The organism is Bacillus sp. COPE52 (assembly GCF_003355115.1).
In the GTDB taxonomy this organism is placed as follows: Bacteria; Bacillota; Bacilli; order Bacillales; family Bacillaceae_G; genus Bacillus_A; species Bacillus_A toyonensis.
This window is the reverse complement of the sequence record NZ_CP031292.1, coordinates 2,294,793-2,318,404: the sequence shown is the minus strand read 5'-3', so window position 1 is coordinate 2,318,404 and position 23,612 is coordinate 2,294,793. Positions and strand designations below refer to the sequence as shown.

The 23,612-nt window shown below is 32.3% G+C and carries 25 protein-coding genes and 1 pseudogene; 8 read left to right on the top strand and 18 right to left on the bottom strand.

The genetic code is table 11. The features are described from left to right. Positions 1-31 precede the first annotated feature (31 nt). From DPQ31_RS11605 to DPQ31_RS11595, 3 genes and pseudogenes are all read right to left on the bottom strand, one after another. Positions 32-637: a PRK06770 family protein gene (locus DPQ31_RS11605; RefSeq protein WP_000853589.1), complete on the bottom strand. Its 606-nt coding sequence runs from the start codon at positions 635-637 to the stop codon at positions 32-34. A 255-nt stretch (positions 638-892) separates the two neighbouring features. Then, positions 893-1,174, bottom strand: a pseudogene (locus DPQ31_RS11600) (chloramphenicol acetyltransferase); the annotation flags it as partial. An 84-nt stretch (positions 1,175-1,258) separates the two neighbouring features. After that, entirely contained in the window at positions 1,259-2,155 is an 897-nt protein-coding gene (locus DPQ31_RS11595; protein ID WP_001180197.1) for a CPBP family intramembrane glutamic endopeptidase, read from the bottom strand. A gap of 381 nt (positions 2,156-2,536) precedes the next feature. Here DPQ31_RS11595 and cspD point away from each other — a divergent pair, with 381 nt between their 5' ends. After that, positions 2,537-2,740 carry a cold-shock protein CspD gene (cspD, locus tag DPQ31_RS11590; protein WP_000176365.1) on the top strand — a complete coding sequence of 68 codons (204 nt, stop codon included), beginning with the start codon at positions 2,537-2,539 and terminating at the stop codon, positions 2,738-2,740. A gap of 86 nt (positions 2,741-2,826) precedes the next feature. Further along, positions 2,827-3,012: a cold-shock protein gene (locus DPQ31_RS11585; protein ID WP_000286203.1), complete on the top strand. Its 186-nt coding sequence runs from the start codon at positions 2,827-2,829 to the stop codon at positions 3,010-3,012. A gap of 38 nt (positions 3,013-3,050) precedes the next feature. On the opposite strand, the gene DPQ31_RS11580 is transcribed toward DPQ31_RS11585, so the two are convergent. Further along, a complete protein-coding gene (locus tag DPQ31_RS11580; RefSeq protein ID WP_000231763.1) occupies positions 3,051-3,602 on the bottom strand; it encodes a GNAT family N-acetyltransferase in 552 nt (183 codons plus the stop codon). Positions 3,603-3,940: 338 nt separating this feature from the next. Between DPQ31_RS11580 and DPQ31_RS11575 the strand changes: the two genes are divergently transcribed. Next, complete coding sequence (locus tag DPQ31_RS11575; protein WP_000275258.1) at positions 3,941-4,489, top strand: hypothetical protein; 549 nt, start codon at positions 3,941-3,943, stop codon at positions 4,487-4,489. A 61-nt stretch (positions 4,490-4,550) separates the two neighbouring features. Here DPQ31_RS11575 and DPQ31_RS11570 read toward each other — a convergent pair whose 3' ends face one another. The 4 genes from DPQ31_RS11570 to DPQ31_RS11555 form a co-directional block, all read right to left on the bottom strand. Then, a complete protein-coding gene (locus DPQ31_RS11570) occupies positions 4,551-5,951 on the bottom strand; it encodes a protoporphyrinogen oxidase (RefSeq protein WP_098911230.1) in 1,401 nt (466 codons plus the stop codon). A gap of 211 nt (positions 5,952-6,162) precedes the next feature. Next, positions 6,163-6,312: an aspartyl-phosphate phosphatase Spo0E family protein gene (locus DPQ31_RS11565; RefSeq protein ID WP_000424361.1), complete on the bottom strand. Its 150-nt coding sequence runs from the start codon at positions 6,310-6,312 to the stop codon at positions 6,163-6,165. Positions 6,313-6,481: 169 nt separating this feature from the next. After that, positions 6,482-7,429 (bottom strand): hypothetical protein, encoded by a 948-nt coding sequence (locus DPQ31_RS11560; RefSeq protein ID WP_000428924.1) that lies wholly within the window; start codon positions 7,427-7,429, stop codon positions 6,482-6,484. 33 nt (positions 7,430-7,462) lie between these two features. Then, entirely contained in the window at positions 7,463-8,023 is a 561-nt protein-coding gene (locus DPQ31_RS11555) for a helix-turn-helix domain-containing protein (RefSeq protein ID WP_000582249.1), read from the bottom strand. Between the two features lie 171 nt (positions 8,024-8,194). Here DPQ31_RS11555 and DPQ31_RS11550 point away from each other — a divergent pair, with 171 nt between their 5' ends. Then, on the top strand, positions 8,195-9,082 hold the full coding sequence (locus DPQ31_RS11550) for a DMT family transporter (RefSeq protein WP_098712036.1): 888 nt from the start codon (positions 8,195-8,197) through the stop codon (positions 9,080-9,082). 42 nt (positions 9,083-9,124) lie between these two features. Here DPQ31_RS11550 and DPQ31_RS11545 read toward each other — a convergent pair whose 3' ends face one another. The 3 genes from DPQ31_RS11545 to catA form a co-directional block, all read right to left on the bottom strand. Next, complete coding sequence (locus DPQ31_RS11545; RefSeq protein ID WP_208731921.1) at positions 9,125-9,634, bottom strand: GNAT family N-acetyltransferase; 510 nt, start codon at positions 9,632-9,634, stop codon at positions 9,125-9,127. A 156-nt stretch (positions 9,635-9,790) separates the two neighbouring features. After that, positions 9,791-10,735 (bottom strand): GNAT family N-acetyltransferase, encoded by a 945-nt coding sequence (locus tag DPQ31_RS11540; RefSeq protein ID WP_106080506.1) that lies wholly within the window; start codon positions 10,733-10,735, stop codon positions 9,791-9,793. Between the two features lie 221 nt (positions 10,736-10,956). Further along, entirely contained in the window at positions 10,957-11,604 is a 648-nt protein-coding gene (catA, locus tag DPQ31_RS11535; protein ID WP_097958668.1) for a type A chloramphenicol O-acetyltransferase, read from the bottom strand. Positions 11,605-11,907: 303 nt separating this feature from the next. Here catA and DPQ31_RS11530 point away from each other — a divergent pair, with 303 nt between their 5' ends. Beyond that, the gene (locus tag DPQ31_RS11530) at positions 11,908-12,090 is read left to right on the top strand and encodes a DUF4021 domain-containing protein (protein ID WP_016108374.1); all 183 of its coding nucleotides are present in this window, start codon (positions 11,908-11,910) and stop codon (positions 12,088-12,090) included. A gap of 47 nt (positions 12,091-12,137) precedes the next feature. Here DPQ31_RS11530 and DPQ31_RS11525 read toward each other — a convergent pair whose 3' ends face one another. Next, a complete protein-coding gene (locus DPQ31_RS11525) occupies positions 12,138-14,369 on the bottom strand; it encodes an MMPL family transporter (RefSeq protein ID WP_208731920.1) in 2,232 nt (743 codons plus the stop codon). A gap of 121 nt (positions 14,370-14,490) precedes the next feature. Between DPQ31_RS11525 and DPQ31_RS11520 the strand changes: the two genes are divergently transcribed. Continuing rightward, positions 14,491-15,114 carry a TetR/AcrR family transcriptional regulator gene (locus DPQ31_RS11520; protein ID WP_000436003.1) on the top strand — a complete coding sequence of 208 codons (624 nt, stop codon included), beginning with the start codon at positions 14,491-14,493 and terminating at the stop codon, positions 15,112-15,114. 123 nt (positions 15,115-15,237) lie between these two features. Here DPQ31_RS11520 and DPQ31_RS11515 read toward each other — a convergent pair whose 3' ends face one another. Further along, the gene (locus tag DPQ31_RS11515) at positions 15,238-15,891 is read right to left on the bottom strand and encodes an MBL fold metallo-hydrolase (protein ID WP_016108372.1); all 654 of its coding nucleotides are present in this window, start codon (positions 15,889-15,891) and stop codon (positions 15,238-15,240) included. 66 nt (positions 15,892-15,957) lie between these two features. Continuing rightward, a complete protein-coding gene (locus DPQ31_RS11510) occupies positions 15,958-16,365 on the bottom strand; it encodes a GNAT family N-acetyltransferase (protein ID WP_199632002.1) in 408 nt (135 codons plus the stop codon). Positions 16,366-16,899: 534 nt separating this feature from the next. Here DPQ31_RS11510 and DPQ31_RS11505 point away from each other — a divergent pair. Then, entirely contained in the window at positions 16,900-17,340 is a 441-nt protein-coding gene (locus tag DPQ31_RS11505) for a MarR family winged helix-turn-helix transcriptional regulator (RefSeq protein WP_208731919.1), read from the top strand. Between the two features lie 33 nt (positions 17,341-17,373). After that, complete coding sequence (locus DPQ31_RS11500) at positions 17,374-18,195, top strand: class I SAM-dependent methyltransferase (protein WP_199632001.1); 822 nt, start codon at positions 17,374-17,376, stop codon at positions 18,193-18,195. Positions 18,196-18,624: 429 nt separating this feature from the next. On the opposite strand, the gene DPQ31_RS11495 is transcribed toward DPQ31_RS11500, so the two are convergent. From DPQ31_RS11495 to DPQ31_RS11480, 4 genes are all read right to left on the bottom strand, one after another. Continuing rightward, positions 18,625-19,122 carry a DM13 domain-containing protein gene (locus DPQ31_RS11495; RefSeq protein ID WP_208731918.1) on the bottom strand — a complete coding sequence of 166 codons (498 nt, stop codon included), beginning with the start codon at positions 19,120-19,122 and terminating at the stop codon, positions 18,625-18,627. Positions 19,123-19,220: 98 nt separating this feature from the next. Continuing rightward, positions 19,221-20,279, bottom strand: coding sequence for a sensor histidine kinase (locus DPQ31_RS11490; RefSeq protein WP_208731917.1), 1,059 nt, complete (start codon positions 20,277-20,279; stop codon positions 19,221-19,223). After that, positions 20,276-20,989, bottom strand: coding sequence for a response regulator transcription factor (locus DPQ31_RS11485; RefSeq protein WP_098711901.1), 714 nt, complete (start codon positions 20,987-20,989; stop codon positions 20,276-20,278). Before DPQ31_RS11485 ends, DPQ31_RS11490 begins: the two co-directional genes overlap by 4 nt. A gap of 292 nt (positions 20,990-21,281) precedes the next feature. Continuing rightward, entirely contained in the window at positions 21,282-23,498 is a 2,217-nt protein-coding gene (locus DPQ31_RS11480; RefSeq protein ID WP_208731916.1) for a binary toxin-like calcium binding domain-containing protein, read from the bottom strand. Positions 23,499-23,612 lie beyond the last annotated feature (114 nt).

The following is a 23,612-nucleotide window of genomic DNA, read 5'->3' as shown; positions in this document are numbered from 1 at the left end:
AAGCACTTACTCTTTTTCATTGATACGTATATTATTTATTAGCCTGTCCCCCACCTGCAATTAATTTACTACCTGAATATGTACCTTTTTGCATAAACACTTGATTAATTAATTCTTTTTGTTCAGCTTGCGACATTATTCCTTTTCCTTCTCCTAAATTCCCACTTTGCAATTTCCAAATTTTATTATGATCCACATCAACCTTTTCATATTTCCCTTGTTTCCATCGTTCTAAAATATCCACATATGTATTTTTTTGTGCAACATCATTACTATTTATAATTTCAAGTAAACTTTCAATACGTTCTTGTGTGATAAAAATATAGCCCCATTTTTGTTCAGCTTTCGTTTTTTGGTGTGCCATTTCATGTAACGCTGTTTGTATGTTCTCATCTGTCCATTTAAAATTTTTATTAAAACCACTATTAGGTAATGAATGATTGCCATTTTCTAAAAGCTTCGCATCTTCGGCTTTTACATTACTATCAGCTAGCACTTCTACTGCCGGAGCTGCTGGCGTTGACTTTTTCGCAACTGGTTTACTATTATTCAAATAATAAAGCATACCATATGTTAAACCTACCCCGATTACTGCCATACCAGCTATAATACCGATTATTTTAAATAGTGTTTTCATCTCGCTTATTTCCTCCCAAATATCTCTGTTCTTACTACCTCATTATTTCTTATATAAAACAGTTCCTTCATTCAAAATAGTTCATCCCATCCCCTACCATATTATTTATATATATTTCCTTATATTGTATTTCTTTTTTTGTGAAATTGAAAGATTATTCCGTCAAAACCCAAAAATATTCTACAAAATTTCCCTTTATATTTATATGGAAACAAAAAACAACGAGCGCCTTCTACAACACTCGTTGTTTTTACTTTATGCACGATTTTCTTTTAACCACTCCGTAATAGCATCTAACCTCGAAACATCAAAACGTCTATCTTCACATACGTTTAAGCTGTTTAAACTTTTCACAATTTCTAATTCATTCGACTTTATACTTTTTGCTTCAATCAATTTACAGTACCCGTCTGTGACGGTATTTAAATTTTCATAATAACACTGCAACGATTTTGATATATGTAAATGTTTTTCAAAGTTTCTTCTGCTTCTCGTCTCATCAAATTCTTTTCGTTTTCTAAGTTCTTCATCAATTGTTTTCTAGTTCACGGCATGTTGTACTTTTCCCAACAGCACTCGCTCCCTCAAACGCTATAATCCCCATAGTTTCTCCCACTTTCATTAACTAAAATCTCGTTGTTTCGCTCTTCTCCCCCATAACTGTCTCCATAAAACAATTGAAGCGATAGAAAGCATTATTGTTGTAATAATACTACCTTCAATCCCAAATGAGCCTCCATGAAGGACTTCATTGCCATTTTTTACAGGTTTAAATAGTGGTGTTGAATATATCGTCATTCCACTAACGGCAAAGCCATAAACGTTATATTGTGCCCAATTCCAAATGGAATGCCATGCACAAATCCCCCAAAGACTACTGTCCTTTAAAACGTAAAAAGCTGCAAATACGCCAACTAATATTATATTCGATATTGAAAGAATTGTAATTCCTGGATTAAGCAAATGAAGAAAACCAAATAAAAAGGACGTCACAACAATTCCAATCCATATACGGCTTCTAACAGAAAGAACTGGGAATAACCAACCTCTTACAACAATTTCTTCAGTGGCCCCTTGTATTAAAAATGCGACTAAAGATCCTACAATACCAAATATAACTGTCATCGTAATTTCTTGCATTTGTAGTTTTACATTTCCTGTTAATATGAGTAAAATTACTGGTATCGAAATGAAAATAAACCCTATTAGTGCCCCTCTCAAATACTTTCTCATCCATTGCTCATTCCAAAAACCAATAGATGAAAACGACCTTTTCTCTACAAATTTAATCCATAAAAACACAAAAAATATAGCCCCGCCAAACGTTAATATCATCTCAATATTGCTATAAATTGCCTTCATAAAAGTTGTTTCTGTTTTCGGTAAAAACAGCATAAATAACATAAACAATTCACCTAAAGTTAAAAATACAATTGCAAGTATAACAGCAAAGACAGGGTGTACTTTCCTTCTTCCTTCTTTTGCTGCTTCGATTATTTTAAATTGTTTATTTTGCAATATTCATCCTCCTAATTATTGTAATCATCTTTATTCTTAAAAAATATACCGTTTCCTTTAAACATACTTTTTTATATAAATGATTTCTGTTTGGAATACATTCAGATTAGGAATAATATATAAATAAAAGAGATGTCTTTGTGCGTTTTACCATTATCGCCCAAATTACTCACTGGTATTACCAGCACTTGCTATTTCACACCATTTGTTGTAAGATAGTAATTAAGGTCAATTTAACAATATATTTTCTTTGCATATTATCAAGTATCAATCAGGACCATTTCGTACTCCTTATGGGTTTTTGATAATATGTGAACTTTTATTTTCATTCAAATAAGGCCGATCATATTGTAATCTTTTTAAATTTTAGGAGGCATTACCATGACATTAACAGGTAAAGTAAAATGGTTTAACAGCGAAAAAGGTTTCGGTTTCATCGAAGTTGCAGACGGTAACGACGTATTCGTTCACTTCTCAGCTATCACTGGCGACGGCTTCAAGTCTCTTGACGAAGGTCAAGAAGTTAGCTTCGAAGTTGAAGACGGTAACCGTGGACCTCAAGCTAAAAACGTTGTAAAGCTATAATTCAAACAATAAAAAGGTTGTTACCAGCTCGGTTAACAACCTTTTTAATATATAACTAAAATTTTTTACATAAAAGGAGTGGTTACATGTATCGCAATCGAAAGAACGATGTAGCAGAAGTACCACCAGAACAAACGCCTGTTTGGGAATGTGAATCAGAGGATTGTTTAGGATGGATGAGAAAGAACTTTTCATTTGAAGAAGAACCTAAATGCCCTTTATGTAAAAGTAGCATGAAAAGCGGAGAACGTTTATTACCTAAGTTAGGTTAATTTTACTTAACCCCTCTTTTAATAAGAGGGGTTTTTTATTAAATATTTAATTCCTCTACATCTGTTCGCACTATAGAATATAACAATGCATCGTGTTGTTTATTTCCTTGATGAATATAGCCGCGTAACAAACCTTCCTTTTGAAAACCTATTTTAGATAGCATTTTACAAGAAGTAACGTTTTCAGGATATGTAATAGCTCCAATTCTATATAAACCTAAATCTTGAAATCCATAATGAATGATTTCCCCGGCTGCTTCCGAAGCATATCCCTGCCCCCAATAACGCGGATGCAAATCATACCCTATTTCAGATCGTTTACTCCATAATTGTAAATTATTCAACCCAATTGTCCCAATTAAAGTGTTTGTTTCTTTTAACACAATCCCCCATCGTATTGCCTTTTTCTCAAAGTAATTTTTCGAAAAAGATTCAATCATACGTGAAGCTTGGCCAAATTCCGTAAAAGAATTCATACCGTAATAACATGTAACTTCATCCAATGAAAAGATTTCATATATTTTTTGACAATAAGATTGTTCTATTTCAACTAAACGCAAGCGCTCTGTTTCTAATATAGGAAATACCACAGGATCACTCCTTTCTCTCTACTAATTTATTATAGCAGAAAAAATATTCATAATTAGGCAAGTCCTCAATATCCCACTAATCAAATATTTCTAATGACTCTTTTCCTTTTTATTCTATAACAAGTAAGAGTATACCTTCTTACTTGTTGATTACCGCCTTGGTCATATAATGTAATTTATATTTTGCTTATTTCGCTTTACATAATACCAATATCCCTCCAGATACATCCGTTCGCTCATTATAAGAATAATTTCCATTCTAAAACAACAGACTAATTCATACATTAATGTTAAAATATAGAAAATATTCCATTCTATTATGGAGGTGTAAAAATTCTATGTATATATTCATCAGCTTAGCCCTCTTACTCATTTTGCTTATTTTTTTATTCGCAAAAAAATTCACACCAAACTCATTCATGATGACTAACTTTAAAGGAAATAGCTTTAAGACATTTTCAATTGGTATATTAATCGCTGCCACACTCTCTCTTTCATATGGAATCTATCACGCAGCAACATATCAACCTAGTTATTTAGATATTAAATTACATAACCAAAACTACACCGTTTTCGGTAATGTGGGCGAGTTCGGTTATTTCTCAGCGAACTTACCGAAAAAAGATGTAGAAGTTGAACTGTATTTCGCCTCTTGGGAAACATTACAGTTTAAAAATCCAGAAATATTCATAGATTATCCTTCAGGCAAACAAGAATTTTGGAGGGCAAGTATAGTATCAATATCCACAAATAAACTAAAAGAAAAACACAACATAAAAGAAATTTATCAACTCTCACCATACTCATTTAAAGAGTCTGGAAATATTACATTAACAATAAAAGAGAATAATGGAAGAACTAAAAAAGTTTCCATTCAAGTGAAATAAATAAAAAAACTGTCCCTCCAGTAGACTGAATGGACAGTTTTTACATATGTATTCTATATTATTATTTTAACTCTTCACTTAATGTAGTCATTATTTCTTTGGCCGTATTCTTCCCGTTTCCAATACATGCACCAATTCCAACACCGTAATATGAAGCGCCAGCTAAATATACATTAGGATATAGAGAAGTCAATTTTTCATTTAATGCTTGAACCGCTTGATTATGTTCTAAATGATATTTCGGCATTAAATCTTTCCAATTTGTAACTTCAACTACTTCTGGTTCACCTTTAATTCCAAGACTCTTTTCAATATCATATAAAGCGACTCGTACTAATTCTTCTTCACTATAATTTTTGATCGTTTCATATATCGGATTGGTACTCTTATAAAACATTCTTACTAAAAGCTTTTGTGTACCCGATGTATGTTTCCACTTCCGGCTTGTCCATGTACAAGCATCACAATATAAATCACTGTTTTCTGTTACGATAAACCCTGTACCGTCCGCCGGTAGTTGTTCATCTGGAATGTCAAAACCTAAATAAATACTAATAAGTGATGAATTTTTAAATTTATTAAAATGCTCGTTTAACTCATTAGATTGTAATAAAGTTTGTGCTATATCATGCGGAGCTGCTAAAACAACATAATCAGCTTGGATTGATTCCTGATTTGCAATAGAAATCTCATATTGATCTCCTCGTTTACTTACAGCCGTCGTTACAGCACCTTTTTTTATGACAGTTTCAGTTAACTTGTCTTCTAAGCGATTAATTATCGTAGATAGTCCACCTTTAAATGATACAAACTTTTTATTTCCTGCTGATTGAAATTGCTTTTTATTCTCTTCAAATCCTTTCATAATACTTCCATATTTATTTTTATAATCAAGTAAATACGGTAATGTTGATGCCATTGTAAGCTCATTCAATTTACCAGAATACACGCCTGAAAGTACCGGCGCAATTTGTCTTTCCACTAACTCTTTTCCTAAAAAGCTTTCTAAAAATAGAGCAAGTGATGTATCTTTCGTAAACTCTTTATTTTTCGTTATAAAATCTTTTAAAGCAACAATTTTCCCTTTCGTTGAGACTAGCGTACTGCTAAACAACGACTCGACACTCATCGGAATACCAAATATACTGTCAGAAGGAATGGGGTGTAAAATATTATCAGAATATATGTATGAAATACCCGTTTCGTTATATACCATTTCTTCTTCTAAGTTTAAATCTTTTACAAGCGGCATAACATGTTCATTGCGAGCAACGATAGAATCCGCTCCTGATTCCATAATAAAATCCTGTTCTTCAACACTATGGATTTTACCACCTAAAGACTCTTCTTTCTCGACAAGGATTAAATGTAAATCGATATTATAATCCTTTTTTAATTTTTCTAAATAAAACATAGTAGAAAGTCCCGTTATACCTCCACCGATAACAACAACTGTTTTCATATGTGCTGCGCTCCTAACCGATACAATTAATCATTCTTTTATTATTATACCCAATACTCCTTACATTCGACTAGCGGCTTGCGCATTCTGTAAAAAATTTGACACTATATACGAATACATTTATATACATTTAATCCGTACATAACCATCATTGTAAATGAATATATATAAAAAAGAACTATAACATTTACAAATCACGTCATAGTTCTCTCTATTTTAAAAACATAAAGTAATTGATCAGTTTGTCTATTTCTTGACTTAATGCCAGTACTTTTTCATGTTGAATTCCATAATCCGATACTAAATATAAAAGTTCTTCTTTTTTTATTTCAATTACCTTTTCCAATTTTACTAGTTCCATGTCGATTTACTTCTCTCCAAACATAAAATGTATGTTATTTAGTATAGCCTACTTACATAATTAGTAAAAGTAAAATACGCATGTAAAATCTTACATATTTGAAAAAACAATATACTACTAACAAAAAAAGAAACTTATATCCTCCCTTTTTACAGATTATTAAAATTCATTACGAATGAATAACATACCGGAATTGTTCTAAGGTTATACCTTTATATTCCGGAGCTCTCTTTATATGATCAAAATAACTATATGAGAATTTGAAAACATGTCCAAAATCCCAATCAAATTCACTATAGTCCTTTAGCCAAAATTGATTTTCAGTTGGTAATACGTGAGCACGTTTAGATTCAATTAAAGGCAAATGATCTATAGGAGAATGTAGATTTATTTCAGTATTCAGCATAAGTTTTTTACTAGCACGCAGTACGTATACTAGTTTTAAAAGCGGACGTATCCCTCGTTGAAATACATCTTTATGTCCTAAATCATACATTATATTAATTGCGTGGGAAAAAGTAAGCATATGGCCAATTAAATCATGATGTGATTCTGCTCTATAAATAACCTTAAACTCCGATAGTTCATTTAAAATAAACTTAGATAATTGTTTTGGATTTCTTAATTCACTTTGTATCTCGTCATATATACTTAATTGTTTAACTTCTTTCGTCGTAAAACCAATCCACGATCTACCAGGAATTGTTTTTTGAAATGATAATATAAGATCTGTTATCCCTTCTATCGCTTGATTATTTCCCCATTTTTGTAGCTCTTTCATAGCTAATAAACTTAATGCCGCATAAATGACGTTATGCCCCACCCAATGAAGTTCATCAATTGTATATTCCAATGATTTTATTATCTTTTTTTCAGCAATTTGAAAATCAATTTCTTCTTTACTATCGATGATTTCATCTAAGTTTTTCTTGTTCAGCATCATTTTTGTATGAGAATGCATATTACGAGCTATCTCTTCTTCAATATTATTATCCTTCATGAAAAAATAACTAGCAATTGCAGCTGCCCCGTAATGTGCATGCCAAATATCCTTTGTTTGTTTTTTGCATTGAGAAATAATTGAAAGGCCGCCTTTTAACACACTTTTATTTTCCATTTTCTATCCCCCATAATAAAACTCACTTTATATTCATCCTAAAGATGGCGTTAATACAAATAAAATGTGATTCGATTCATCACTTTTATTCAAAAATCGATGCTTCACGTTTGGTGGGATACGTACAACATCACCTTCTTCTAAAAAATATTCTTTTCCTTCTAATTCCACATACACTTCTCCTTTCATGACAACCGCAATCTCTTCCTTATCTTCATGTGAATAGTGACTTTCCGTTGTGTTTGCTTTTTTATTTAAATCCATCATTAACATTTCAATACGTGCTTTCATAAAATCAGGTGTTAATACATCATATACAATGTGATCATTATTTTCCCGATATACTTTTTTTCGATCTTTTTTCTTAGAAATGAGTGAGTCTGTATCAATATCATTAATAAAAAGTGTAAATAGCGGCACATTTAATGCTTTCGCAATTAATTCCAATACATTTAAAGAAGGATTAGCATGTCCTCTTTCAATTTGGCTAATCAGTGACGTACTAATCCCTGCATACTCAGCAAACTCACGAATTGTCATATTATTTTTCTTACGATAACTTAAAACAGTTTGTCCAAGTCGATAGTGAATCAAAATAACTACTCCCTTTCGTCCATCATAATGTATGATTCATTCCCTTTGTGCTGACTTACTAAACAAGGGCAAATAATCCTTTTCTATCGTCCCCGAGACTTATATACTTACCTTTGTACATTATATCGCATTAAGTATATTATAATAAACATTCTATCGGAGGGACAGACTTTGAAATCACCTATTTTTTCATATTTCATCTTATTTTTCGGTGTATTCGCCTTATCAACTTCAGCAATTTTTGTGAAAATGGCAGATGCTCCTGCGGCAATTATTGCTTTTTATCGATTATTATTTGCTACAGTAATTCTGTTACCGTTATTACTATTTAATAAAAGGAATCGAAACGAACTAAAAACATTATCGAAAAAACAATGGGGATTTGGATTTCTATCCGGGCTATTTTTAGCTGCACATTATGTACTATGGTTTGGATCCTTACAATATACTTCCGTAGCAAGTTCTACAGTTATCGTAACGTTACAACCTTTATTTTCAATGATTGGTGGTTACTTTTTATTTAAAGAGAGATTTACGAAAGGAGCGGTTATCGGTTGCTTCATTGCCATTTCAGGAAGTATCGTCATCGGTTGGCAAGATTTCCAAATTAGTGGCGACGCTTTATACGGAGATATTTTAGCATTTATGGCGGCCGGCATTATTACAGCTTACTTTTTCATTAGTCAACACATTCGTAAAGATTTATCTCTTATACCATATTCGGTAATTAGTTATGGAAGTAGCGCATGCTTTCTCGGTATATTTGCTTATATGCAGCAACAATCTTTCATTCATTACGCTACACAAACTTGGTTGTCCTTTATTGGACTAGCTTTCATTGCAACGATTTTAGGACAAACGATATTCAATTGGTTATTAAAATGGATGAGCGCTACTGTTATTTCAATGAGTATTTTAGGTGAAACAATTGGTACTTGTGTTCTAGCATATTTTATTTTGAGTGAAACCATTACTTTACAACAAGCACTAGGAATTTCAATTATTTTCATTGGATTAACATTATTTTTATTACAACCGAAACTAGCGAATCGCAAATGACAATTAAAAAAGCATGACATTGATTTGTCATGCTTTTACATATTAATTATGTACAATTAAACCATCAGGTCTAAAACGACTCATCATAATTTCATTTATAAACTTTCCGTGAGCCTTTAAATTCCCTACCTTTACCCCTTCTACTACAAACCCAAATTTTTCATATAAATCTTTTGCTTTCGGATTCGTTTCTAATACACCAAGTTCTACTCTCTCTAACATTAACCAATTATCAGCTAAATCAAGCATTTTTGTAAGAAGTGCTTTGCCAATACCTTTATTATGATATTCACTGTCTACCCCAATAAATAAATCGCCTGAATGAGATCTTCGTCCCGGACTTTGTGTTAAGCCAATAAACCCTACTACTTCCCCGTCATACTCTGCAACAAATTCAAATTGATTTGGCGCTAAGTTTCGAATTCTATTTTCCATAGCGTCTACACGCATGCTAGGTAAGAAAACCATATAAGGCAAAACCTCATCCTGTATACATATACGATGAATTGCTGTAGCATCTTGTATTTCTACTGCTCGTATGTTGATTCCCATATTCCTCCCCCCTTCATATAAATAACAATATATTTATCATTCTAGAAACCTATATTAAATCCTTCCTCACTTGTATTTCTTTATGTTATTTCTACATAATTATTTCGGTATAACACTTAGTTTCCAAACTTCTTATCCTAACAACCCCGATATGCTTTATATTTTCATCTTATTATATAACTCAAGCAAATTCTCTATTGGAATACCGTTTATCTTCATACCAGTTACATCACAATTTACTATTTCAATATTTTTCAGGTTACTATTATGTATTGTACTACCCTCCAAATCACAGTTTTCAAATGAAAGAGGTTCCTTCTCATCTCCAAGACTTGTATTTTTGAATTGCACTCCACCTAATGTCACCAAATTAAATGTACTACTAGAAAGATTTAAATCTGCATATGAAGAGCTTCTAAAGTTTATATTCCTAAACTTTGATTGACTTACATTACAATTACTCATATTCAAATGCATTATATTACTACCAACAAATGCACTATTTTTTAAATTTACTTGATAATATTCTGTATGAACCAAATTACAGTTTTCGTATTGACCATTTTTCATATCTTTATTTTTAATTAAGTTCTCTTCACCTGCACCTACATTTTTTCTTTTTACATAGCAATACTCATCTTCAGATTTAAAAATGATTTCATAGCCCATTTTTTTATAAAAATGATGATTATTAACTTGTCTACTAGATGTTTCAAGATCCCAAATCCTTATGTTCGGAAATTTTTCTTCTATTAACTTAATAATCCTTGATCCAATTCCTTTTCCTTGAAGAAAAGGCTCTACAAAAATACGATCGATTCTTCCGTACGATTTACCAGAGATCGTAACTATAATTCCCCCGATTATTTTTTCATCCATTATCACTTTGTAAGAATCCAATTCTTCAATTGAATATCTCATCATTTCAACTGAAGAATATCCTGGCGGTTGAATGTTATAATCAATTACATCATCTTGGCCGCATAACCACCGCTTCGCTTCTTCGTCAAATGTTCTTTTCATTATTTCTGTTAACTTTTCAGCATCTAAAATTGTAGCTTTTTCTATAAATATTATTGTCATTTTTATGTTCCCCTTCATCGTTACAATCTCATAACTTTTGTAATCTATATAGTTATAAAATAAAGAAAATTAAAATCAATCACTCTCTCTACTATTAAACTACAAATCAACCTATATTTTCCACTGTTACTTAGTATGAATGAATAAAAGGAAGAGAACATGTAATATACACATGTTCTCTTCTTTTTATTTTACGCCTATTCATTTTCAATTTTATATAATTAAAAATTTGATATTACTTAAAGCCACTCGTTACATGTATTAACTAGTTCCTGTAAATCCTCTATAAAACGACTCGCATGATATCCATCACAAACCGCATGATGTACTTGCAATGAGAAAGGTAGCATTACCTTGCTTCCATCATTGAAATATTTTCCGCAAGTTATAATTGGTAATAGAAAATCACCATCATTATTAATATTTAAATTAAATCCTGTAAAACTAGTCCAAGGTATCCCAGAAATCGGATAAACATTTGGCGGAATATTTTCTTTCGGGAAGAGACCATGAACATTAGCAAAACATTTCATATCCTCTTCATAGTTTTTATAGAAAATGTGGAAATCACTAGAATAATCCGTCCATATACTTGAAAAAGATTTATCACCTTTATGAAAGATTGTATAACTAGGTATCATTTCCTCCCAATACCCTAAAACTCCTTCATCATTAAAACATGTCCGAAATTCTTTATGTTTATTTATCATTCTAGAAATTATATAAATAAAAGTCGGATAAAATTTTATTTCCTTTTGATGTATTTTCTCTAGCATCATCGTAATATCAACATTCGCTGTCATACTAAACGAACACTTTAATTTTAAATAATGTTCAAAATACTGCTCTCTATTCCAATTTTCTCTGTCAATTAAATGAAACTTCATTTCATTAGCCTCCTAAATTTTCATTTTTATTTTAGAAGGCTAATTTCCTTGTTTTCACCACACTTGTTCACTCCTTATAGTTTACATTTATACTCACGTTTTTATTTAATTATATAACATTTACAAAAATCCATTCACATATTTCTTGCAATCCATTCACATACTATTAATAATGTGAAACTTTAATCAGTGGGGGGCAGTTGATCCCCCACCTAACCTTCTTTGTTTTTGCCGAATTTTGAGGTGGAGGTCTTACTGCCCGTTAATGCGGGATAAATTAAATGACGTTTGGAGGATTCAAACATGCATGATAAAAATGAAAATAAAAAATTAAATGTTATCGAAAACACTACATCTATTCACAATAATAATACTGCAAATCTAACTAGCGAAGAACAAGCAATGAACGGCTTATACGGAATGCCCGAAACAACAATTGAAGATGCTGATCACGCTGCAGCTGATGATTTGACTTCAAAAAATTAATGAACTACATTGAAAAAAGCCAAGGAAAATATCCTTGGCTTTTTTAACTATGCATCCACCTTTTGTATTTCTTCACTCTTTCTTGAAAGTTTACCTGGCCAAAAAGCAAATCGGCCTAACACAACTGTAATTGCCGGTACAAGTAACGGTCTTACGATAAACGTATCAAGTAAAACTCCAATTGCGGTCACAATACCAAATTGAACTAAAACTTGAATTGGTAACGTACCTAACACCGCAAAAGTTCCTGCTAAAATTAAACCTGCGGATGTAATGACACTTCCTGTTTGTATAACACCATTTTTTACTGCATCCAAGTGATTTTGAGTCTTTCTGTTCTTCCATATTTCTGAAACCATAAAGATATTATAATCTTCACCTAAAGCAACTAAAAATACGAATGCGTATAGCGGTATCGCCCCTTGTATTGCCGGCGCTCCCATACCAAAGTGAAGTAATATCCATCCTGCTCCTAATGCAGAGAAGAATGATAAAACAACTGTTACTATTAAATAAATCATCGCTACAATTGATCGTAAGTAGACAAGTAATAGTAAAGCTATAATACTAATCATTACTGGAATAATAACTGCTTCATCACGTTCCGTAATTTGTTTTGTGTCATATAGTGACGCTGTTTCTCCACCAATCCACAATTGATCTTCAACATCATTAATCCCCGCATCTTTTAATACTTTTTCTACACTATTTTTCAATTTAGGGATTTGATCTAGTGCTTCAATAGAGTACGGATTTTCCGCTAAAGAAATTTCATACATTTGTATTTGTTTATTTTCTTTTCCCTCTTTTGGCTCTTTCACTGTATTTACAAAAGAAAATTTCTCAATCTCTTGCTTAATTGGAAGCTCTTTTCCTTTCGTATTAACAACAACTTTTACTGGCGCTAGTTCCCCAGCTGAAAAATGATCACTAATTAACGTAAACCCTTCACGTGAAGGCATATCCTTCGGAAACGATTCTAAAAGGTCATATGTGTATTGAATACGTGGTACGAATGAAGCTAATCCACCTAATACAAACACAGTTAGCATAATTATTGTCCACGGTCTTCGTACTACAATATCTCCAATTTTATTACTAAAAGAGCCTTTTGATTTTTTAACTTTTATTACTTTCTGTTTCTTTCTTGCAAATTCCTCATTCATCGCAATTGTTCTTGGTATAAACGGAAAGAATGCAGCTCTGCCGAAAATTAATAAAAATGCAGGAAGAATTGTTAAAGCAGCAACCCCCATTATGAATACAGCAACACTGAATGGTACTGCAAATCGATGAAAGGCGCCGTAATGAGCAAGTAATAATGTTCCTAATCCAAGTACGACAGTTAATGCACTCATTATAATTGCCCCGCCAGATGCTTTAATCGCAAGTTGCAGCGCTTTATATTTACTTTCTTCTTCTAACAAGTACTCTCTATATCTTGAAATTAAAAATAGACAATAGTCTGTACCCGCGCCAAACAATAATACGGTCATGATTGATATCGCTTGGGCATCTACTTTAATCCACCCATGATCAGCTAAAAAACCAAGTGTAGGACTAATAATACCGTATGCAAAGCCAACAACAAGTAAAGGTAAAATTGCTAAAATTGGTGAACGGTAAAGTAAAATTAATAAGACCAATACTAATAGTACAGTAGCGACTAATAATTTCACATCAGCTTGACTAAATAAACTAACAGCATCTGTTTGAATACCTACAGGGCCAGATAATCGAACATGTAAACCAGAGTCCGTTATTTTTTGTTTAAATGGATCAACATCCACCTTACTATTCACTAGTATTCTTACATCTTCAAGATTTCCTTTTAATATATCCGTACCAGCTGATTTATTAAAGAATATCGGTGTGACAAATGATGTACCATCTTTTGATGCACTTTTTGATAATACTTGCTCTGGAATTGTATCAAATGGTGGTAACGTTGATAGTTCTTTTAAAGGGCTAGCTTTTAACTCTCTATAAACGTCCTGTATGAGTTTATAGTCTTTTGACTGTAATCCACCATCTCTATGCCATACTACTAACAACGGATTTCCTGCATTATTAGGAAACTCTTTTTTCATAAGTTCTTCCGCTTGCTGTGACATAGCTGTTTCAGGTAAATTTTTCGGATTTGGTTCTTTCGTACTATTTACTTGTGGCAACGTAAATGAAAGTACTAATGTAATAAGAATCCAAACTGATAAAGTTATCCATTGCGTATTCTTCCCTGCTACAATCCTCCCTAACATATGTAACGGGTGCTTTTTCATAAAAACCCACCTTCCTTTTTTCCTCCAATATTAATTATATATACTGGTCAGTTAATTAATCAAGAAAGATTAAAAATTATGTTATAATTATCTCAATAATAAATGTCAGGAGCGAATGTATTTGGAACAAAAACAACGTCCTCTCGGAAGACCTCGTCAAAATAAAAATACAAAATCTACAAAAGAAATAATTTTAGAAGTTGCAACTCGATTATTTCTTACTCAAAATTATCAAGTCGTTTCCATGGATGAGGTCGCGAAAGAATGCGGTGTTACGAAAGCAACCGTCTACTATTACTATTCTACAAAAGCTGATTTATTTACCGCTACTATGATTCAAATGATGATACGTATAAGAGAGAATATGGATCAAATACTTTCCACGAATAAAACTTTGGAAGAAAGGTTGTTAGACTTCGCTACAGTATACTTACACGCAACGATGGATATTGACATGAAGAACTTTATGAAAGATGCAAAACACTCTTTATCTGAAGAGCAGTTGAAAGAATTAAAAAATGCCGAAGATAACATGTATGAAGTGTTGGAAAAAGCACTTCATAACGCGATGCAACTTGGAGAAATAAGTAAAGGCAATCCTAAATTTGCTGCCCATGCTTTCGTATCTTTATTATCAATTGGGAATTTTAAGGATGAAAATCACAATCCTATTCTTGCAAATATAGATGAGTTAGCACAAGAAATCGTTTCTTTTTATTGGAACGGGTTAGGTCATTCGTATTAAATAAATTCCCTTTAATAAAAGAGCATATTTGAATTTTTCTCAAACATGCTCTTTTATCAATTACGTGTTTTATTTATATACTTACAATTAGATTATTCTTTAGCACAAATTCAAAATTTTTATTTACAAATTTTGAATTTGTGCATTTATATTCCCTTTACTTAATCCCCCATGGTAACAAACTACGGATTCAATATCTAGATTTAAATACTTCTTCAAAGACTGTTGTGCTTCCTGAACATCCAAAGTAGTTGGAGCATGAATTCCTCCTAACATTCCATTTACACTATACATTGAATCCCCAGCGATAAGAGTTTTACTTTGTTTCAAATATAAACTAATATGACCCGGCGTGTGTCCTGGCGTATGGAGAATTAGTATGCCACCGCAATACGGAAGTTCTTGTCCATCAATCACAGTATCACTCACTTTTCCTTTTGGTGGATTCTCCACATTTCCACCTTTCAATAAAGGTAAATCTCCTTCAATATATGGCTTATCTAGCTCGTGCGCATAAACTTTAATATTACTTCCGTAATTCTGCAACAACTTTGGAAGACTACCTATATGATCTATATCCTGATGCGTTAAAATCACGGCTTTTAATTTATCAAACGATACGCCAACTCTCTCCATCTCTACTTGTATATCTTCAATTTGTCCAGGGAAGCCAGTATCTATTAATACTGCCATTTCATCATCCCATAAAAGAATTGGGTGAATAATAAATCCTTGAAATTCAAGTTGTAACATTTCTACTCCTTTAGCAATCTCCATACAGCAATTCTCCTTTATACTGAAGTTTGAAAATATGTACGAGTAAACTGAAAATATAAAGCGCCGCTATCTTTTAAGATGTTTTGTCATCCCAACAGAGAATACCTCAAACCCTATAGATTCATAGTAAGATTGCAATTTTTCCACACACATAAGTTGGGGAATAACTTTGTTTTGTTCACAGTGCTGGATTAATCGTTCCACTATTTCTTTTCCAATGCCAATGGACTGATATTTTGGCAATACACATACACCGCAAATAACGCCTGTTATTACACCATCTGATATAATACGCCCCATCCCAACTAACTCTTTATCATCAAAAGCATAAATTACATACCAACTTTGTTTACACATTTGTTCCAATTCATTCAGCGTTAAATTAAGAGAATTCCATTCTAAAGATTCATATAAGCTTAATAATCCATTGAAATCTGTTGGGTGTTTAATTGTGTAATTTATTCCATTATTCATGTAAATACTCCTTATTCCTTCGTTTGTTTGTATTTTATAAAATTCCCCTTATTAATATGAAATTAATTTAAATAAACTTCCATAAAAATAATAAAATTCCTACTCAACATAAAATAAAAAGAAGTTAACCTCACCTCAGTTAACTTCTTTTATAAAAATCTATTATTATATTATCAACCAAAAATCATACAGCTACAGACGATAAGAACAAACAAAACTAATAAACCATTTGAGAAATAACCCATAGAATACTACCCCTTTATTTCATTATGTAAAAGATTTTATCATAAAATTATTTACAACATAATAACTGAAAAAGACATTACATTCATTAGTTACGTATATTTAGTAATATTTTAATTTTAGCCATATTCGCCTTTTCTAAAATCAATTCTCCTCCTCCTCTGCTTTAGTCCACATAATCTCAAAATAACAAATTAGTAAATGTTAATTTACTATAATAAGTTTAAACATTTGATTTATAGCTAAATTAGTAATAAAATAATGACTAAATCCAAAAAGGAAGCGAAAATAATGCCCCATAAAGAATTATTAAACGAATACATGAATTTATTATTAAATATGTCAGGTACTTTCAAATTACTATCAGAAAAATCCTCTGAATTTACACATTTAGAACAACACGTAGTGGAGTATCTCGCCCAGCAAAAAGTACCTGTAAATTCAAAGATGATTGCTAATTATTTAAACATTCCTAAGCAACAATTAAGTGTAACTGTACGTAATTTAAAACTAAACGGCTATATTGTAAAAAAACAAGATACGGTAGACAAAAGAGCTGTATTAATTTCTCTGACAGAAAAGGCTGAAAAGGTACATTATGAGAGATGGAAACAAATTTATAAAAATTTCACAGTAAACCTCGAAAAGTTATCTGAAGAAGATAGGCGGGATTTAACTTACGGACTATATAAAACAAATACAATGCTCTCAAAAATGTTACATAACGACTAAATATATTGTTTATGATTAAACGGAGGATGTTTCATGGTTAAAGAATTAGATTTACAATCCGTACAAGGTACGATGCTTATTCCCCTATGGGGAAGAGCATATGGCAGTGAGAAGAATAAGGATATTTTAGATGATACAGAGGCTATTCGAATAATTAAAGAATGCGATTTTGACTTCTCAACAATAGCAAATACATTTGGCGAATACGGATGTGTCACATACATTACTCGTGCACGAAAAATTGATGATGCGATAAAACAATTTATAGCAAAACACCCGAACGCCACTATAGTAAATATCGGTTCAGGACTAGATACTACTTTTTCAAGAATTGATAACGGTACAATACATTGGTATAACCTTGATTTACCCGATGCAATCTCTTTTCGCAAGACTTTAATTGAAGATACACCGAGGAATATTAGCATCGCTAAATCATTTTTTGATACTTCTTGGTTTGACGATATAAGATATGATCCAAACGACGGTATTCTTTTTATATCAGCAGGCGTATTTTATTACTTTAAAGAAGAAGATTTAAAAGAGATCATAGTTGCTATGTCAAAACGTTTTCCTGGAGGAGAGCTATATTTTGATGCTGAATCAAAATTCGCACTGAACCTTTCGAATGCAACTGTAAAAAAATCTGGCAATAACGGCGCGATGATGTATTTTTATGTAAACAATCCAAAATCAATAGAAAAATGGTCTTCTTCCATAAAAGTATTAAGCTGCTCCCCTTTCTTTAAAGGTATACCTACAAATAAAGATTGGGATGGTAGTACACGTATTATGATGCGAATTGTAAACGCAATAAAGATGTTGAAGTTTGTTCATTTGCGGTTTAAAAAATAATAAATAAAGAAGACCTCAATACATTTATATTTAGGTTATACATGTTAAACATAAGAAAAAGGCAGGAACATATTTGATATGTTCCTGCCTTTTTCTTATGGGGTACCGATACATAGTCATCTAGCTATGAAAAGCAACTACCCCAAAATGAGAAATTTGGCATCTTAACACCCCTCAAGTAGCTTCTGTATATAATACATTTTAAATTTAATTTTTCTTGATAAATCAAAGATTTCCTGGCATACTCTTAAAATTATTTATGCACGAATAAAATCTCTTCGTAAACGTCCAATTGCACTAAAATATACAAAAATTGAGAAATTTGAAAAAGACACTCTTATGAGTGCCCTTCTTAGCAACTAAGTCCGCTGCAGCTTTTACCATAACCCATATGAATTTCGCCTGTAAGAGGGAATTTTAAATTCATATTTAATTATTAAAATAAACCGTACCAAAGTTTTCATTAAATCTTTTACACCAAACAGAAACCGAACCATATTCACTTACATCTATCCCTTCAGGAATTTCGTAGTTTTGGTCTCCTTTATTTCCCTTTAATTTTCCTAATTCAATATACTGATAGTTTTTTACGTCTTCATTATTTTTCAAACGATTTGTAGGAACTAATACAACTCGTACATCTGGCCCATTTGATGTTGCAAAATTAGAAAGTCGTAAAACACGTTTTCCATCCGCTAATTGGTGAATTTTTGCCGTTCCAGTTGTTTCATGGACACCGTTTTGAAACTGACCTTCCCTTATTACTCGATCACTTTGTTGCCTTACTTCAGTTGATTGTATCTCTGCTTGTGGCAATGATTCATTTACGTGCTTATCAATAAATAATTTCTCTGGTCGGAACAATGACCATAAAATCCCCAATACAATTATTAAACCACCTATAAGCCATACATATTTTCTTTTCATAAAGTAAAAAACCTCCTGTAACATACTGTGTAGTAGTATGTTAACAAGAAGGTCTTTCATTTTTCTAACGTAAATGTTACAAAAGTCTTTCAGCCATCTTATTTTTTTACTGATGTGATGGGAAGAGTGAACCAAAATTCACTTCCCTGCTTACCATCTGCGCGATTCCTTACACCAATTTCCCCTTTGTGCATTTCAATTAATGATTTTGCAATAGCTAATCCAAGTCCGGAACCTCCAGATTGTGAACTTCTTGATCGATCTGTTCTAAAAAAACGTTCAAATACACGTAATTGATCATTTGGAGAAATTCCCATTCCTTCATCCCGCATAATGAATTGGACCTGTTGAGTTGATTTATTTTCCACTACAGTCAATTCAATTGTTCCAGAGATAGGAGAATATCGAATTGCATTATGTAATAAATTACCTATGACCCTTTCAATTTTACAAGGCATAATCAAGAGTCGAGGTAATGTATCAGGGACATCCAATTGCACATGGATTTGTTTGTCTCCTAATAAGACAGAATGTGACTCTAATACATCTAATAGAACTTTATCTAAATGTGTAAAACTTGGGTGAAAATCTACTTGCTCAAACTCTAACTTTGAAAGATCAAATAAGTCGTTGATTAATCCATTTAATCTTTCTATTTCTTTTAAAACCGTTGCCAAGTATTGCTTTTTTATTTCAGGATCTTCAATCAGGTTATCTTGTAATGCTTCTATCATCATTTGCATGCTAGCCATAGGTGTTCGTAAGTCGTGTGAGATATTGGTAATTAGCTCCTTACGAGAGTTTTCCTGTTCCTCTAACTTAGTAAACCCTTCTTCTAATTTTTTTGCCATCTGTTGAAAGGCTGTTGCCAATTCTTTAAACTCACGTGGTTCTTGCCCAATTATATACATCGTTTCAAAGTGTCTATCACTAAATTGTTTCGTCAATTTTATTAAATTTTGTATAGATTTCATGATAGGACGTGTCATTAACCAATAAATAAACGTTGAAATAATGAATGCCACAAATGCAATTACTGTTAATAACCGCGTTTGTTCCGGTTCAAGTAACATTTTCGTCTCACTATACCATATAGCAATTACCATAATACTGGTACTTAATAGATTCATGAGTAACAATTGAATACGTAATCTCATGTTTCATTTCCTCCATTTGGCTCAAAGCGATATCCTATACCCCAAACCGTATGAATCCAACGATTCTTTAGCGTATGCTTTTCGAGCTTTTCACGTAAACGACTCACTAACACGGTAACTGTGTTTGATGCCCCTTCATGTCCAAAATCCCAAATTAATTCAAGAAGCTGCGAGCGAGAAAATACTTGTTTTGGATGCTTTGCCATGAGATAAAGTACCTCAAACTCTTTCACCGTTAACTCCACTTCCTTATCACAAACAAGTACATATCTTGTCTTTGGATATATTTTTAAATCTGGAAACTCTATCACTTCCAATAGAGATTCTTTCGCTTGTATTGGTACATGGCTTCCTCTTCTTAGTATAATTTGAACCCTTAATACTAATTCACGAGGGGAAAATGGCTTTGTTAAATAATCATCTGCCCCCATTGTTAAGCCTAAAATTCGATCCCTTTCCTCTCCCTTAGCAGTTAACATAATAATAGGGACATTTGACTGTTGACGAATTTCCTCGCATAATTCCCATCCATCTTTTTTTGGCATCATCAAATCTAATATAATTAAATCTGGTTGATGTGTAAGAAATAAATCCCAACCTTCTTTACCATTTACAGCGGTATAAACTTCATATTCTTCTCTTTCTAAATACCGTTTGCATACTTCTCGAATATTTTCTTCATCTTCTACAATTAAAATTCTTTTCTTCATATACTATCCTCACTTCTTTTTCACCAATAACACAAAATTTATTGTTTCTATTATCCAATGAAAATTCAGAAAATAAATTTTGTAATACAGATAGTAATCTTAACATTTGATTACTTATATGACTAGATAGGCATTTAAAATAGTAGTTACTAAATTATATAAATTAAAAGGAATGAGTCCGATTCAACATCGAACTCATTCCTTATTAGTAACCTAAATTATTGTATCTAACTTTTCGGATTCAATTCATTTCCGGTTCTCTTTTCAAACTTAGCAACAGGACTGTTACCTATTACTGAACTCTTGATAGATTCCATGCTATAGTATCAGTCCCATTCTCTCCATTACCATATTTCATATAATCGATTAAATATCCTACCTTTAACTTGTTACCATTAGATAGTATGTTCCATTGCTTATGGTATCCAGTGAAATTCTTTGGATATGCATGATTAAATTTAAAAGTACTTGCATTCTGTTTTTGATCTAAATGGATATAACTATCTTGAAGTTTTAAATATGCATAATCTGAATAAATAGGATTTCGAAATTTAATTAATACCTCTTCATCCTTTTTAATTGGTTTTCCAGGTCGAGGTTGACCTACTCTTTCAATAATTACATTCACTTTTTCATCGCTAGATTTTTCAGTCCAAAGATACTCCCATTTATTCCCAGCATGATGACTTCCCCAATAAGCTGTATTTCCATATGAAGCTACGGTATAAGGAACCCCTTCTGTAACAAATTCACCTGAATTATCTACTACATAATCTTCAAATTCTTTATTAGCTTTAATTTCAGTATCAATCTTTTGTGTAGGGGTTAGATTGTGTGCGTCATTGATTTCAAATGTAACTTTTCTGTGCGCAGCAATTTCAGATTTAATAGGGTGTATATTTTCTCTAGACTCATATGTAAATCCATTCTCACGTTTAACTAGTGTTACTGTTTGTGACGGAGCACTCCATTTCTTACTATAAGTAGTAGGAATCTCTTTACTCACACCAAATAAACCAGGTAAAATTGTTGCCCTAATCTTTTGCGTCACAGAATCATAACTACCTTCTACTAATGTTGGTTGCTGTAGTTTTGCAAAAGCACCGTGTACAGAGTCTTTATGTAAATAACCGCGATTTCCCTGTCCCGCTTTTAAATCGTTCAATGCATCAGTTCCATTATTAGCTGAAACTACTGATACGTTATTAGTACTTTTAGCCTTGTTTACAATATGATTTACTTTTTTCGTATCTATATTTACATGTTGAAAAACTTCGTTATAGGATAAAACTGGCTTATCAGCAAGGGATTTGTCTTTAGGAGTATATACCCTAAACTTTGGTATATTTCCTATATCTGTTTCTAATTGTTCAGTAGCTGCATTTACTCTAGACTCATATCTCCCTGAATCCCCCAAATGCATAATTTCTTCACCTTTTTCAATAGATAAATCCATTGTACTTGTAGGTAAAACTTCAATCGAAAGAAGTTCCCCTTGTTCAACAGCTTTCAATTCATCCAAAGATAAGACAATATTCGCATCTGCTTGTCCTTCTAAACTGTCAATTACTACTTCTGTTTTATTCCGTCCACCTTTTTCTGTACTTAAATAGTTTGCTTTATAACGATCTTGTGTTGCCTTTACAGTATTAATAATTTTGTTTCCTAAACGAATATTAAAATGAGGCGAAACATTTTCAGCGGATGCTGTTCCTACATTCTTATATTCCAAATGTACCCGTAATTTTGCTGCGTTCGCTGTATCCACAGTTGTTGCAGTAGACCAATCAAAATTATTTGTATAACTCTCCGTTTCCGTAGTTGTTTTTGAATATCCGTATCCCACATTTGCTGAAACACTTCCGGAAGGAACAGGACCGGCTGCTGAGCCTTCTACACCACCTGAACCACTTAAACCTACATTAAATGAATGTTGTGTAGATACACTTTTTTCCCATCCTCTGCTAACTGATCCGCCATTATTATCCGTAATGGTTGCAATAGGAATTACTTCAATTCGTTTGACACCAATTTGCAAATTCGGCATGTTGGCAACTATCGGATTGAAATTAGTATCAGAATCGTTGTTATAATTCTCAACCTCATACATATCAGTAAAAGGATCACCATCCGTATTTGCATTCATAGGATTCGATATAAATTTTGGTTTCCCTTTATCCTTCTCGGGATCCCATGCTTTCGCTTCATTTTTTCCAGTTTGTGAATTGAATTCAATTTTATATCCATTCATCTCTAAGTCGTTAGAAATACCATCTTTATCCCAATCGTTGTTTGCCATTTCAATGTTTTGTGTAATGAGTGAACCTATTTCCCCATCAGATCCGAGCGTGAAATTCTTATCTTCTTTTTTTACATTTACATTCTCTTTGAATATTTCAACTGTACCTCCTGGATTCGGTTGTTTTACATCTGCTAAAGCAGGAGATGCTAAAGTCAGTGCCATCGATACACTACCTAATACACTAATTGCTGGCTTCAATTGTTTCATTGTTATTTTTCCTCCTTGGTTTCTAGGTCAATTAGAACACCTACTAGTAAGATTAATTTCATCATATATAACAAATCTTTCTTTTCTCTCTCATAACTGTTAAAAAAGTCTCTC